The organism is Halodesulfovibrio sp. MK-HDV, from assembly GCF_009914765.1.
Taxonomy (GTDB): domain Bacteria; phylum Desulfobacterota; class Desulfovibrionia; order Desulfovibrionales; family Desulfovibrionaceae; genus Halodesulfovibrio.
In genome coordinates this window covers 114860-128380 of sequence record NZ_WYDS01000009.1, presented here as the reverse complement: position 1 = coordinate 128380, position 13521 = coordinate 114860, and the positions used below count along the sequence as shown (strand labels likewise).

12 protein-coding genes are annotated in these 13521 nt (G+C 44.6%); 6 read left to right on the top strand and 6 right to left on the bottom strand.

Features of this window, described 5'->3' with window-relative positions:
- Positions 1 to 7 precede the first annotated feature (7 nt).
- The 6 genes from MKHDV_RS09065 to MKHDV_RS09040 all read left to right on the top strand — a co-directional run bounded on the left by MKHDV_RS09065 (position 8) and on the right by MKHDV_RS09040 (position 6753).
- Positions 8 to 823, top strand: coding sequence for a 2-oxoacid:ferredoxin oxidoreductase subunit beta (locus tag MKHDV_RS09065; protein WP_160714483.1), 816 nt, complete (start codon positions 8 to 10; stop codon positions 821 to 823).
- A gap of 5 nt (positions 824 to 828) precedes the next feature.
- Positions 829 to 1455 (top strand): 2-oxoacid:acceptor oxidoreductase family protein, encoded by a 627-nt coding sequence (locus MKHDV_RS09060; protein ID WP_160714481.1) that lies wholly within the window; start codon positions 829 to 831, stop codon positions 1453 to 1455.
- A gap of 74 nt (positions 1456 to 1529) precedes the next feature.
- On the top strand, positions 1530 to 1820 hold the full coding sequence (locus tag MKHDV_RS09055) for a hypothetical protein (protein ID WP_160714479.1): 291 nt from the start codon (positions 1530 to 1532) through the stop codon (positions 1818 to 1820).
- Positions 1821 to 1978: 158 nt separating this feature from the next.
- A complete protein-coding gene (locus tag MKHDV_RS09050) occupies positions 1979 to 2593 on the top strand; it encodes a TetR/AcrR family transcriptional regulator (protein ID WP_160714477.1) in 615 nt (204 codons plus the stop codon).
- A gap of 8 nt (positions 2594 to 2601) precedes the next feature.
- The gene (locus MKHDV_RS09045) at positions 2602 to 3687 is read left to right on the top strand and encodes an efflux RND transporter periplasmic adaptor subunit (protein WP_160714475.1); all 1086 of its coding nucleotides are present in this window, start codon (positions 2602 to 2604) and stop codon (positions 3685 to 3687) included.
- A 9-nt stretch (positions 3688 to 3696) separates the two neighbouring features.
- Complete coding sequence (locus MKHDV_RS09040; RefSeq protein WP_160714473.1) at positions 3697 to 6753, top strand: efflux RND transporter permease subunit; 3057 nt, start codon at positions 3697 to 3699, stop codon at positions 6751 to 6753.
- Between the two features lie 99 nt (positions 6754 to 6852).
- On the opposite strand, the gene MKHDV_RS09035 is transcribed toward MKHDV_RS09040, so the two are convergent.
- The 6 genes from MKHDV_RS09035 to hisD form a co-directional block, all read right to left on the bottom strand.
- Entirely contained in the window at positions 6853 to 7560 is a 708-nt protein-coding gene (locus tag MKHDV_RS09035; RefSeq protein ID WP_160714471.1) for an aspartate/glutamate racemase family protein, read from the bottom strand.
- 162 nt (positions 7561 to 7722) lie between these two features.
- Positions 7723 to 9006 (bottom strand): TRAP transporter large permease, encoded by a 1284-nt coding sequence (locus tag MKHDV_RS09030; protein WP_160714469.1) that lies wholly within the window; start codon positions 9004 to 9006, stop codon positions 7723 to 7725.
- A gap of 9 nt (positions 9007 to 9015) precedes the next feature.
- Positions 9016 to 9558, bottom strand: a complete 543-nt coding sequence (locus MKHDV_RS09025) for a TRAP transporter small permease (RefSeq protein ID WP_160714467.1) — start codon at positions 9556 to 9558, stop codon at positions 9016 to 9018.
- A 57-nt stretch (positions 9559 to 9615) separates the two neighbouring features.
- Positions 9616 to 10611 (bottom strand): TRAP transporter substrate-binding protein, encoded by a 996-nt coding sequence (locus MKHDV_RS09020; RefSeq protein ID WP_216846897.1) that lies wholly within the window; start codon positions 10609 to 10611, stop codon positions 9616 to 9618.
- Positions 10612 to 10808: 197 nt separating this feature from the next.
- Positions 10809 to 12005, bottom strand: a complete 1197-nt coding sequence (locus tag MKHDV_RS09015) for a DegT/DnrJ/EryC1/StrS aminotransferase family protein (protein WP_160714465.1) — start codon at positions 12003 to 12005, stop codon at positions 10809 to 10811.
- Between the two features lie 30 nt (positions 12006 to 12035).
- Positions 12036 to 13346 (bottom strand): histidinol dehydrogenase, encoded by a 1311-nt coding sequence (gene hisD, locus MKHDV_RS09010; RefSeq protein ID WP_160714463.1) that lies wholly within the window; start codon positions 13344 to 13346, stop codon positions 12036 to 12038.
- Positions 13347 to 13521 lie beyond the last annotated feature (175 nt).

Sequence of the window (13521 nt, the reverse complement as noted above, 5' to 3'; positions counted from 1 at the left end):
GTGTGACATGTCTGACGTTACAAAACTTATCCACGAATATCTGCGGCATAATAAAAAGTTCCCGCATGTGTTCTGCGCTGGGTGCGGGCATGGTATCGTTCTGGGCTCTCTTGTGCGTAGTGTTCATGCCTTACAGCTTCAAAAAGACAACGTAGTTCTTGTTGCCGGTATTGGTTGTTCCGGTCGTATGGCAGTATATGTTGATTTCAACACAGTACATACTGCACACGGTAGAGCACTGACCTTTGCTACCGGTATCAAAATGGCGAATCCAGAGCTTAATGTAATCTGTGTGATGGGTGATGGAGATGCACTGTCTATTGGCGGCAACCATCTTATCCACGCAGCACGCAGAAACATCGGCGTTACTGCACTCATTTTGAATAATCAGATTTATGGGATGACAGGCGGGCAGTGTTCACCGGCGACTCCGCAGGGTGATTTGTCTATGACTTCACCCTATGGCTCGCTTGAACAGCCGTTTGATACTGTGGAATTAGCAAAAGCTGCCGGTGCAAACTTTGTGGCACGCAGTACCTCTTTCCATGCAAATCAGCTCGATAAATTAATGCAACAGGCGATCCTGCATCCGGGATTCTCTGTTCTGGAAGCACTGTCGCCATGCCCGACACAGTACGGTCGTAAAAACAAATTCCGCCATGTTGTTGATATGTACAACTGGTTGAAGAAGAACACCGTTAAAGTTGAGAATCGTAAAGAAGGTGATACCAGAATCCCTACGGGAATTTTCCAGAATCTCGATAGGCCGGGGCTTGAAGATCGCTATGATGAAATGCGTAAGTCCTTGCAGGCAGAGGAGTAAGTCACATGAAAGAGCTACAGCAGATAGAGCGTTTTGAGATTCGTCTGTCTGGCACTGGTGGGCAGGGGCTTATCACGCTCGGCCGTGTGCTTGGTCATTCCTTAGCGCTGGGGCATGGGTACAATGTTACGCAAACACAAAGCTATGGGCCCGAAGCCCGAGGCGGTTCAAGCAGAGCGGATGTTGTAATAAGCAGCTCCGCGATTAGTTTTCCTAAAACGGAAAATCTTGATTTGCTAGTGGCGTTGTCACAGCCGGCGTGTAATGCGTACTATCGTTCCCTTAAACGCGGTGGCGTGTTATTGGTTGATTCAGAACTTGTACAGCATGCACCGACAAACCAGTTTGTTGGTCTACCCTTTACAAAGTTGGCCAAAGAAAAAATTGGCAATGAATTAACATTAAATACAATAGTTCTTGGTGCAGTAACGCATTTGCTTGCGTTTGCAGAACCGAGGATTATTCGCAAGTCTTTGGAAGAAACATTGCCACCAAAGATTCAAGCGTTAAACATAAAGGCATTCAATCTAGGACTGCGTGAGGCTAAGCGTCATTTGGGCGAAGCACCTGAAATCTGGCAGTCAGCAGCAGAAAACGGTGCTGAGGAAGAGATGGAAGGATTTGAGGATTAGGTTCTTCTATTTCCTTGCACCTAAGCCGATAGCGTAGTACGCAAGCTCAATATTTCTAGATTGCGAGGAGTAGCATGAGCAGTACAATTGAAGAACTCACTATTAATTATGAAGAGGGCGGTCTCCTTGTTGTAAAAGAACTCGATAAAGACGTTCTTACAAAAGGCGCATGGACTACCATCATTTTCCGTTACCAGCAGTGGGACAATAAAAAAGATGACTATGGGCCGGAGAAATACATGATTCGTCGTTACCGTAAAATGAACGGCGAGTATCGTGCTCAGTCCAAGTTTAATATCTCAAGTCCTGATCAGGCTAGAAAAATTATTGCGACGTTGACCAAATGGGTTGATGACGTAGAATAGTTTCTAGTTTTATCGGATAACTAGTTGTAAATAAAAAACTCCTGCAGATTATAAATCTGCAGGAGTTTTTTATTTACATTGAATTTGCCTTAAATTTATGAAAAAAAAAGGTTGCTTAAAAAAAATGAATAGTAATTCATAGAATGAATGAGGAATGTATGAGTACCACGCCGTTGTCCCGTAAGGAACGGGAGAGAGAACAGCATAGAAAGGAAATTATGGATGCCGCCATGCGTTTGTTCGCAGAGCACGGGTATCATTCTGTTTCTATGCAGGAAATAGCTTCAGAGGCAGAATTTGCCACTGGCACGTTATATAAATTTTTCTCAAGTAAACGAGAATTATTTAGAGAAATTATGATCGGCGTAGTTGAGGATATATCAAGCGAATTGCGTCCTGTTTTTCAAAGTGACGCAGATCCGCTGACTATCATCGGAACTTTTTTTCAGGTAAGACGCGCAGCTTTTAGAAGACGGTACGAATACATCAAGCTGTACAATATCGTCGGAAATGGCTTTGGCTCCTCTGGGGATCAAGTTGTTGATGACATGATTGCTGAACGGCAAAAGATGGCTGAAAAAAATTTAATAATTCAGTTTACCCGCGGGATAGAGTCAGGGCTGTTTAAGCCGGTAAATGTAGAGGTGCTTGCTCGATTGTTCCTCGATTTTTGTCAGACGATTGTCCGAAGCGAGGCTACAAGAGGTGAGTTCGACGATGAGACGATTGCTTCTATCAATGATCTGTTTCTAAATGGTATATTAGCTGAGTAGGTGTTTACATGCTTCGGAAAATTGTGATTATTGCTTTGTGTCTTGTGCCGCTGCTAACGGGCTGTGAAGAAGAAAAAGTTACAGAAGTTATTCGCCCCGTAAAAGCAATGAAAGTAGCGCCAGCGGATCAGGTGTCCACCCGTGTTTTCCCGGGTAAGGTTGAGGCTACTTCAGAGGTGGCATTGGCTTTTCGTGTGAGTGGGCAACTTACAAATTACCCAATTGTTATGGGACAGTTTGTAAAAAAAGGCAGCCTGATTGCTGCTCTTGATACTGTGGATTACAAAATTCAGGTTCGCGGACTTGAGGCGCAGTTGTTCGGCGCTCATGCTGCTCTCACAGAAGCCCAGTTGAGCTACTCACGCTATAGCACGCTTGTCGCAGACAATAATGCAGCAAGGGCGTCTTTTGATCAGGCAGAAGCTGCTTATAAGAGTGCACAGGCAAAAGTGAAGTCACTGACCGAAAAGCTTAACAAAGCGACAATTGATCTGGATTATGCATCGCTTGAAGCTCCATTTAGTGGACACATTTCAGCAAAATATATGGATAACTATCAGACAATTCAAGCTGGACAGCCTGTCGTGAAATTACAGGATATTGAGAATCTTGAAATCACCATCGGGCTTCCTGATAATCTCGTTATCCGTCAAAAAGAACTCCAGAACATCACGGTGGAGCTCGAAGCGTTTCCGGGTAAACACATCGCAGCTAAGGTCAAAGAGCTTGCGTTTGATGCAGAGCCGGAAACTCGCACATATCCACTAACTGTTCAATTTAAGCGCCCTAAAGGCATAAGCTTTTTACCGGGAATGGCTGCGAATGTTACATTACATTTCGCAGAAACAGGAGTAACTGTTCACTACATTCTGCCGGAAACAGCAGTTGTGGCAAATGCTGAAGGACAGTCTGCTGTTTGGGTGTTTGATGCTTCGACGTCTTCGGTTGAACGCCGTTCAGTCACCATTGGACTGGTTTATTCCAATGGAATTGAAGTGACTGGTGGTCTTAAAAAAGATGAGTGGGTTGTTACTGCGGGAGCACACTATTTGTCTGCTGGTCAGAAAGTACGTCTGCTTAGTTCCGGTAAGTAGGTGGGTGCCATGAACTTAGCAGAATTATCTATTAAAAAACGCGCGATAACACAGTTTATTGTACTGCTTCTTTTTATTGCCGGTGCGTATTCTTACTTTCAAATGGGCAAACTTGAAGATCCTGAGTTTACGTTAAAAACCGCCATCGTTATCACCCAATACCCTGGTGCCAGTACTATTCAGGTTGAAGATGAAGTGACGGATGTGCTTGAAACTGCGATTCAGCAGATGGAGAGCTTAAAGCATGTCCGATCTATGTCCCGTCCCGGGCTTTCTGTCGTCTGGGTTGATATTCAGGAAAGTAAACGCGCTCGAGAATTGCCGCAGATATGGGATGACTTGCGTAAGAAAATGCGCGACGTCGCGCCGACGCTTCCTCCGGGAGTAAAGCCGTCTATCATTCGTGATGACTTTGGTGACGTGTATGGCGTATTTCTTACTGTTACCAGTGATGGTTTTTCGTATGCCGAATTAAAAGATCAAGTTGATGAGCTTCGCAAAGAACTCTTGCTGGTTAAGAACGTTGCAAAAGTTGAAATTTGGGGTGCACAGCAGGAATGCATTTACGTTGATGTTTCAAGCACATCACTTTCAGAACGTGGCATTCCTCCGGCATCGGTTTTTAATGCTTTGGATAAACAGAACCTCGTTGTCGATTCAGGTAGCGTGAACCTTGGTCGAGAGCGCGTACGCCTTGCTGTAAATGGTGAGTTTAACAGTGTCGAGGCAGTCGGCAATCTGATTGTAAGTCACGGTGCCTCTGATAAAATGGTGCTTCTGCGCGATATTGCAACCATACGTAAGGGGTATGTTGAGCCTGTCTCAAAGCAGATGCGTTTTAACGGTCTGCCGTCACTTGGTATAGCGGCTTCAACTGTTTCAGGCGGCAACGTTATTGAGATGGGTGAGGCGGTTAAGGCGCGTATTGAAGAACTGAAGGAATTTTTGCCAATCGGTATGGAAATTTCTGTCGTTGCAATGCAGTCTGACCTTGTTCAAAAATCCATTGATGAATTTATGATGAACCTTGGCGCTGCACTGCTTATTGTTGTTGCCCTGTTGTTTATCTTCATGGGAATGCGAAGCGGGATTCTCATCGGACTTGGTCTATTGCTGACCATTGCAACAACCTTTCTTATCATGCGCGGGCTTCACGTTGACTTGCAGCGAATTTCACTTGGTGCACTCATTATCGCACTGGGCATGCTGGTGGATAATGCCATTGTTGTGACTGAGAGTATGTTGATTAAGTTGCAGATCGGTAAAAATCGGATGCAGGCCGCTAAGGAAACATATTCAGAAACCGCGTGGCCGCTGCTCGGGGCAACGATTGTTGCAGCATTGGCCTTTTTGCCAGTGTACCTTGCAGACAACAACACCGGTGAGTTTTGCGAGTCGCTGTTTGTTGTAGTTGGCGTGTCACTGTTAGTGAGCTGGTTGCTTGCGATGACGGTCTCTGCACTATGGTGCTACATTGGTTTGAAAATACCCGAAAATATGCAAGGCAAAGATCCCTATGCAGGTGTCTTTTTTACTACGTATAAAAAGTTACTCGATCTCTGCATTCATTTCCGCTGGGTAACTCTTGCAATAATGGGTGTTCTGTTGGTGACAGCTATTGTTAACTTTAAGTATATTGATAAAACATTTTTTCCAGAGTCTCGTCGCCCTCAGCTGATTGTTGATTATTGGTTGCCGGAAGGAACCAATGTTGAAATTGTTTCTGATGATTTGCAAAAATTAGAAAAAACCCTGCTGGACTATCCCACAATTGAAGGTGTGGCATCGTTCGTTGGTGGCGGTGGAACACGTTTTTATCTTTCATTGGAGCCTGAGTTTACGAACTCATCATACGGTCAGTTGATTCTTAATATGAACAGTGCCGAGCGTCTTGATGAGACTATCGATTTTGTTCAGAAAGAGTTGGATGAGAAATTCTTGTATGCTGAACCGCGAGTACGCAAATTCCCACTCGGTGCTGCTGCTAAATTTAAAGTTGAAGCACGGTTTAGAGGTCCAGATCGCGCTGTTCTTCATGAGCTCGCAGAGCAGGCAAAGTCTGTAATGCATGCTGAACCTACCGCAAAGTATGTGCGGGATGATTGGCGTCAGTCTGTGAAAGTGATTGAAGCTGAGTACTCTCAGGCTCGAGGTCTTCGTGTTGGCGTTACCCGTGAAGATGTCGCATTGGCAATGAAGCGCGGCTATGACGGCGTGCCGATGGGAGTCTATCGTGAAGGGAACAAGTTGCTTCCGATAATTCTTCGTCCACCGGAGAATGAACGCCACCGCGTAGAAGATATGCGTATGCTTCAAGTGTACAATACAAAATCTACACAAGGTATCCCGATGGGGCAGCTTGTATCTGACGTTACGACAGGATGGGAAGAATCCACCATTCGTAGAAGAGACCATCAACGTGCAATCACAGTGCAGTGCGATCCACGGGTCGGAACCGCTGAAACATTGCGTCGCAAAATTAAACCGGCAATTGAGTCTCTTGTTTTGCCTGCCGGATACTCTCTGGAGTGGGGCGGAGACTGGGATAAGTCCAATGAGTCGCGCTCATATGTTGCGAAAGGATTGCCTGTAACGTTTCTGATTATGGCTCTTGTGGTGGTTATGTTGTTTAACGCATACCGCCAGCCGTTGATTATTGCACTTACGGTTCCGCTTTCTATTATTGGCGTAACGACCGGCTTGTTGTTGACGCGCCAGCCATTCGGCTTCCTTGCGCTGTTGGGCTTCCTGTCATTGTCCGGTATGTTGATTAAGAATGCGGTAATTTTGATTGATCAGATTGATGCGGAGATTGCAGGCGGAAAAGAACCATATACAGCCGTACTGGAATCATCCGTCAGTCGTATTCGTCCTGTACTTATGGCAGCTATGTCAACAGTTCTCGGGATGCTCCCACTTGTTATTGATAGGTTCTGGGCATCCATGGCTGTAACTATCTGCTTCGGTCTGACCTTTGCGACGGTACTTACACTTGTCATTGTTCCGGTGTTGTACACGCTCTTTTTCAGGATAAAGCGAATTCCACCACAAGAACAAAAAGCATAATGAATAATAAAGAAGGGCTGCTCACAGATGTGGGCAGCCCTTTTCGTAAAGCGTGGGAGAAGTATGAGTGTTTAGTAGAACAATTCGTGGGTAGTAAAACTAAACGTGTTTAGCCCGCGCAATAATTTCTTCTGCTAATATCTTAGTAGCGTCTGCTAATGGAAATGACACATTATTACTGATGATTCCTAACTCAGTACAAGCTATGACTATAAGTTCAGATCCTTGCTCAATTACATTGGTAACAATATTTGCAAATGAGGATTGAACTTCCGCGCCTGTATCACCAGCTTTTATGCTTTTTATGACTTCGAGCAGGCTGGTTTGAAATGACTCTTCCGGATATATGACTTCAACATTCATTTCACCGAATCCATTTTCATATAGCTTCGTGGAAATGACGGCAGTTGAACAAAGAACGCCGACCCGCTTGATTTCCGGATTTGTTTCAAGAACATGTTTTACGGTTAAGTCAATGAGGTTTACCACTGGGATGGAAACAGCATTGTTCGCATAGTCGTAATAATAATGTGCTGTATTGCAGGGGATACATAAAAAATCTGCTCCCCATTCCTCCAGCTTCTGTGCCATCTCAGCCATACAAGGCCCGGGGTTTTCGCCAACGTGCTCGATTAACGCCTTGATGCGGGAGGGCACCTTGGGATTATTGTCGATAATACATCGGACATGATCATTATCGTCTGTTGCAGGTGTTAGCTGAATAATGCGGTTAAGCAGATCAACCGTAGCTTCCGGCCCCATGCCACCTAGAATGCCAGCCACTTTTTCGTATGTTGAGTTTTTCATTTGTACACCATCTGTTTCGAGTTGCGGGATAGTACACAGAGAACGATTCGTTGTAGCAAATAAAGAGTTGCATTACTGCCTGATGAACTCGCAGCGCCGTTGACTTCAACGCTGCGGTTCATCGTGGGACTTGGCAGTATGCTGATGGTAATGGTTTGCTAGTTAGTAGCCCATGAGTTTTGGTAACCATAGGACTATGGCAGGGCAGTATGCCATAAGGAAAATAGCCCCCACCGTAACAGCGCAAAATGGTAACGCTTTGTAGGAAATCTCTTCAAGAGAGATGTCCGCAATGCCGGAAGCGATGAACATATTTTCACCCAGAGGCGGGGTAGAAAAGCCCACACCACAGCAGCATACAAGTACAACCCCGAAGTGGATAGGGTCTACGCCAAGAGAGGTCATTACCGGTAAGAGAACAGGTGTTACTAACATAATGATAGCAAGAGTTTCCATGAACATTCCCATGAAAAGCAGAAACAGGATAACAAGAGCCCAGATGATATGGACATCACTTGTTACACTCAGGAGCGTTTCTGCAATCATGGCCGGAATATGATATTGCACCAGAAGACGACCGAACGCGTAGGCAGTGAACATGATTACCAGCACGCGGCCGGTAAGCCATGATGTTGTCTGCAAGGACTTCATAAGGCCGGAGATAGTCATTTCTTTGTAGACAAATATACCGATAATGAGGGTGTAAAAAATTGAAACAATAGCAGCTTCTGTTGGTGTAAATAGACCGGAATATATTCCGCCAAGGATAACAACAGGAGCAAGAATTGCCCAGAAGCCTTCGCGGAAGGATCGTTTCATATTGGTAAAAGACCAAGGTTCCGCACCCAAAGTAAGAGACTTGCCACGACACCGGACATAGTGAAGAACAATTAAGCCAAGTGAGATAAGCAAGCCTGGAACAACTCCGGCCACAAACATTTTTGTAATGGATTCCTGGGCGGTTACGCCGTAAATAACCATTGGAATACTAGGGGGAATGATGATTCCGATACCGCCAGCTGTTGCTGTTGCTGCGGCAGCGTAACCATGGTCATATCCCCTCTTGAACATAGCAGGGATCATGAGCATGCCTACAGCAGCAGTTGTAGCAGGGCCGGAACCTGAAATAGCTCCAAAGAATACGCATGCCAGTGTGGTGGAAATGGCAAGTCCGCCATCAATGGTACCAACCATAGATTCAGCAACTTTTACAAGTCGGCGGGAAACACCGGCACATTCCATAAGTGCACCTGCAAGAACAAAAGCAGGTAACGCCATAATGGGAAAAGAGTTAACTGAACTGAAGGCAATTTGTACTAGTGTACTAAGGTCTTGTCCCACCACAAGGAAAGCGCTCATTGATGCGACGCCTAATGCCACAGTGATAGGTGCACCGATTAAGAGCAGAAAGACAAATGCGGAGAATAAAACGAATGCAGCGGACATTTTAAACTCCTATCCTTCAGATTCTGTTAAAGAAGTGTGGTCGTTGATATCTACTTTATCTACATCTACGATTTCTTGCTTCAAGATGTACTTAATGTAGTTAACTTGAATGATACGTATGGTCATAAGTGAGAAGCTGATAGGAAAAATCCAGTAAACATATGCCATGGAGACTCCTAATGCAGGAGAGTAGTAAGTGTATTTTGTAAGCTGCTGAATAACTTCAGCGCTTTTAATAACCATGACTATGTTGAAAACAATCCAAATAAGGTCAGCAAACAGAGTAGAGATATTCTGCACAATAGGGGGGAACAATTTGAATTGAATTAAAACCCTGTTGTGCGCATTTAATCGTGCGGCATAGGCAGCACCTAAGAATACAAACCAGACAAATGTGAAGCGTGAAATTTCTTCACTCCATGGAAGAACGTAGTTAAAACACATGCGTAGCATGATCTGCGAAAAAAGAACTACTACAAAAAAGCTTAAGAGACATTGGCATAAAATGCTTTCCACGTTGTCAGCAATGTGGAGAATTTGCTTTATCTTCATATATGGTCCCCTCTCTTGAAACGAGGGAGATGTTACCACCTCCCTCTTCAACACAAATTACGATTTACCCAGTGCCTTCAGAACGAGATCGAGGTTTTGTTTGCCGCCGATGAAGTCGTAGAATTGTGGCCATACATTTTCGACAGCCTTCTTTCTCCATTCGTCTTCATCGGTAAGGTAGCTCACCTTTACACCGTTAGCCTGCATGGCCTGTTTGGCTTTTTCAGCTTCCAAAGTCTGGAAGAGAATACAGTACTGTTGTGCTTCAATACCCGCGCGTAGCACCATGTCACGCATTTCAGGGGAGAACTTATCTAAGGTTACTGTACCCATAATAAGTGGTTGCAAGGAATATTGGTAATGGATTTCAGTTAAGTGAGTTTGTACTTCATGAAACTTTGAGGTGTAGTTAACAATGTAAGGGTTATCCTGTCCGTCAACCACACCCTGCTGTAATGCAGTGAATGTTTCAGACCAAGCCATTGGAACTGGGTTAGCGTCCCATGCCTTGAGTGTGGAAAGGATAATGTTGTTTTGTGGAATACGAATTTTTAACCCTTTAACATCTTTAAGTGATGTAACTGGGCGTACTGAGTTTGTGAGATGGCGGAAGTTGGAATATGTCCAGCCAACAATGCGGAAACCGCCTTTTTCGCTGGCTACTGTGTTCCAGAATTTGCCAAGTTTACCAGTAGTAACTTTTACAGCATCATACGAGTTCTCAATAAGGTACGGCATAGTTAGCGTGCCAAGCTCTCTAACAAACGGTACTGCGTTGCCGATACCGATAATGGCGAAATCCAGTGTGCCTGCACGGGCGTTCTGTAGCATTTCTGTTTCGGTTCCGATGGCTCCGTTTGGAAATAAATCTACCTGAATTTCACCATTGGAGAGACCTTCAAGGATTTCCTTGAATCGAGTGGCAAGTGCGCCCTGATCTGAATCAATCGGGTCTCCCATGCCGAGCTTAAGTACCTGCTTGGCGGATGCATCCGCAAAGCTGAAGAAAGTACACATGCTGATTATCAGTGCGAGAGTTAAAAATTTTTTCATCGATTCTCCTCCAAATTACATAGTTAATTTAAACCTCATATAAATCGAATACTTATCTTCTACGGCTTCTGTTTATGCCAGTGTTGGTAGCACTCTTGATGAACAGAAGTGAAATGATAGAAAGATACTCAAGTACCAAAAAACATTACGTTAAATTGTTATAGAGACGGGATTTTAGTGCCTCAGTCGCTCCGGATTTATCCGAAAATTTTGGTATACACTTCACGGATAATCTCCGTGATTAATGCACAATCGTCTGTATTAAAGGTAAGTGGAACGCGGATATCAAATGTTGTAGCGAGGATACGGTTTGTTTCCGGAAGTTCCGGAAGGGCACCAAAGTACCGCCAGCTATGGTATGCGCTTGTAAAGCCGACAGGCTCAACGCTTCCGAACCATTTGATCTGGACGCCTCGTTTTTCGTTTTCTGAAAGAAATTTCTGAATCTGATCACCAGATGCAGAAGGAATGCTAAATTGAATTGAGCTTCCCACGTAATATTCACGCGGGTCTCGGGTAGGACAGGATAGACCGTCAATGTTGGATAACCCTGACTCAAAGGCGCTGTAGAGCGTGTTCCAGCGTTCGCATTGGGCATCCAAGGTGCGAATTTGCGGGCGAAGAATGGCTGCTCGCAGGTTGTCCATACGTGAGCTGTAATTTGGAACCATCTTTTTAATGGATTCAAATACTTCCATGTCAGGACGGGCAGTATGTTTTTCATACAGCATGTATGAGCCAGAATGGATAATAGCGCGGGCGATAAGTTGCTCGTCGTCTGTTACGAGAAGTCCGCCTTCGCCGGAGTTGATATGCTTGTAGGTTTGTGAACTGTAGCAGGCTACATGTCCCAGAGACCCACTTTTGATGCCATCCCATGTGCCGCCCATTGTGTGTGCACAGTCTTCAATGAGTTTGAGATCGTACTTGCGGCAGATTTCCATGATTCTATCCATATTTGCGATATGCCCGCGCATATGAGACAGCATGAACCATTTTGATTTTGAGTCAGCAGCTTTACGCTCCAGATCTTTCAAATCAATCGTATAATCATCTGTTATTTCTACGAGTTCAATTTTAGCGCCGGCATTTTCAATGGCACCGGGAACAGGAGCAAGTGTATAAGCATTGCAAAGTACCTTGTCTCCTGCCGCAACTCCAAGTCCTTTCAGCGCAAGATAGAGAGCTGCTCCGCACGAAGAGCATGCAAGGCAATATTTTTTGCCTATATATTGTGCAAACTCTTCTTCAAGAAGAGCGGTTTCACCTTTTTCGCCCTCTGCAACATTGTAGCGATGCAATTTTCCGCTGCGCATTACGGCAATAGCGTTTTCAATACTTTCTTCAGGAATTGCTTCTTGCAGTGTAAAATCTTTTGTGAATACTTTTGTCATAGAAATTTCCTTTTCAGAAGATTTGAAAGACTAGTCTAATTTGTGTTTGTAGACTTCAAAGTCCCACTCTTCATTAGGGAAATATTTTTCTAAGCGCCAGTCACAAGCTCTTGCGTGCCCTTCCATACCTTCCACGCGGCAAAGACGTGAAGCGATTGCACTGAAAGTTTTGTTCGCTTCTTTATCAAGCTCTTGATATGTCAAAATTTTCAAAAATTTATGTACGTTCAAGCCCCCGCTAAAGTGAGCAGCTTTTTTGGTCGGGAGGATGTGGTTTGTGCCGGAGCATTTGTCGCCGTGGGCTACCGTACTGCCTTCCCCGAGGAAGAGAGAGCCGTAAGACATGAGGTTGTCGAGCCACCAGTCGAGATCTTCTGCAATAACCTGTACATGCTCTGCAGCATATTCATCATTCACTTTGCAGAGTTCTTCGCGATCCTTGCATAAAATAATCTCTCCATAGTCGCGCCATGCGGAGCCTGCAACGTCTGGATCTGGATGCTGAGCAATAATTTTCGGCATGAGTGTCAGAACTTGCTCTGCAACTATGCGGCTATCAGTATAGAGCCATACCGGTGAATCGTATCCGTGTTCAGCCTGTGATACGAGGTCAATTGCAAGAGTTATAGGATCAGCTGTTTTATCTGCGATAATTGCAGATTCAGTAGGACCTGCAAAAACATCAATGCCGCATTTTCCAGAGCCTGCAAGCATGGCTTTTGCTTCTGCAACAAATCCGTTACCCGGACCAACAAGTATATTGGCAGGGCGGTTGGTGAAAAGACCGTTAGCCATTGTCGCGATTGCCTGAACTCCTCCCATTTCTAGAATGATGTCTGCACCGGAAATATCCATGGCATATGCCACTGCCGGATCAATGCTTTCACCTCGTGGTGGGGAACACGCGATAACGAATGGAACTCCTGCTGCTTTAGCAGTGGCAACACTCATTACTGCAGAACATGCATGGGCAAAACGTCCCCCCGGTACATAACAACCAGCAACATCCATAGGTGTGATTCGCTGTCCGAGCCGAACGCCGGGGCGGGTTTCTACTTCAAATGCTTTTAGGCTTTCGCGCTGCGCCAAAGCAAATTTTGAAACTTGCTCGTGAGCGAATTGAATATCATCCTTTTTGCGTTGAGAAAGAGTGCTGATGAGACGTTCTTTTTTTTCATCACTCAAAATGAAATCGCCTTCCCATCCATCAAATTTCTTTGCCAATTCGCGAACAGCTTGTTCGCCTCTAGCATCAACGTCGTCTAAAATATTTTTTACAATTTCACGTGTTTTTTGACTGTTTGATTCAGCTGTTTTTTGAGCCTTTTTGATAAATTCCATATGAACTCCAAAAGTGGTTAGTGCATGTTGAAATGCGGCATAAATGCAACGTGTTGAAGAGGACACTAAGTGGAGTTTTTTCATACGTCAAGATTTTATGAAATATTTCATAAAATCTTTCATAAAATAATACATAAATAATATGCTGCGTGTTTTTTAGTATTGATCTTGTGTA

Coding starts and splice junctions, on each gene's coding strand:
- MKHDV_RS09035 (WP_160714471.1), bottom strand. CDS start 7,560: ATGAAAAACTCAACATACGAAAAAGTGGCTGGCATTCTAGGTGGCATG.
- MKHDV_RS09015 (WP_160714465.1), bottom strand. CDS start 12,005: ATGACAAAAGTATTCACAAAAGATTTTACACTGCAAGAAGCAATTCCT.
- MKHDV_RS09050 (WP_160714477.1), top strand. CDS start 1,979: ATGAGTACCACGCCGTTGTCCCGTAAGGAACGGGAGAGAGAACAGCAT.
- MKHDV_RS09025 (WP_160714467.1), bottom strand. CDS start 9,558: ATGAAGATAAAGCAAATTCTCCACATTGCTGACAACGTGGAAAGCATT.
- hisD (WP_160714463.1), bottom strand. CDS start 13,346: ATGGAATTTATCAAAAAGGCTCAAAAAACAGCTGAATCAAACAGTCAA.
- MKHDV_RS09040 (WP_160714473.1), top strand. CDS start 3,697: ATGAACTTAGCAGAATTATCTATTAAAAAACGCGCGATAACACAGTTT.
- MKHDV_RS09065 (WP_160714483.1), top strand. CDS start 8: ATGTCTGACGTTACAAAACTTATCCACGAATATCTGCGGCATAATAAA.
- MKHDV_RS09045 (WP_160714475.1), top strand. CDS start 2,602: ATGCTTCGGAAAATTGTGATTATTGCTTTGTGTCTTGTGCCGCTGCTA.
- MKHDV_RS09030 (WP_160714469.1), bottom strand. CDS start 9,006: ATGTCCGCTGCATTCGTTTTATTCTCCGCATTTGTCTTTCTGCTCTTA.
- MKHDV_RS09055 (WP_160714479.1), top strand. CDS start 1,530: ATGAGCAGTACAATTGAAGAACTCACTATTAATTATGAAGAGGGCGGT.
- MKHDV_RS09020 (WP_216846897.1), bottom strand. CDS start 10,611: ATGAAAAAATTTTTAACTCTCGCACTGATAATCAGCATGTGTACTTTC.
- MKHDV_RS09060 (WP_160714481.1), top strand. CDS start 829: ATGAAAGAGCTACAGCAGATAGAGCGTTTTGAGATTCGTCTGTCTGGC.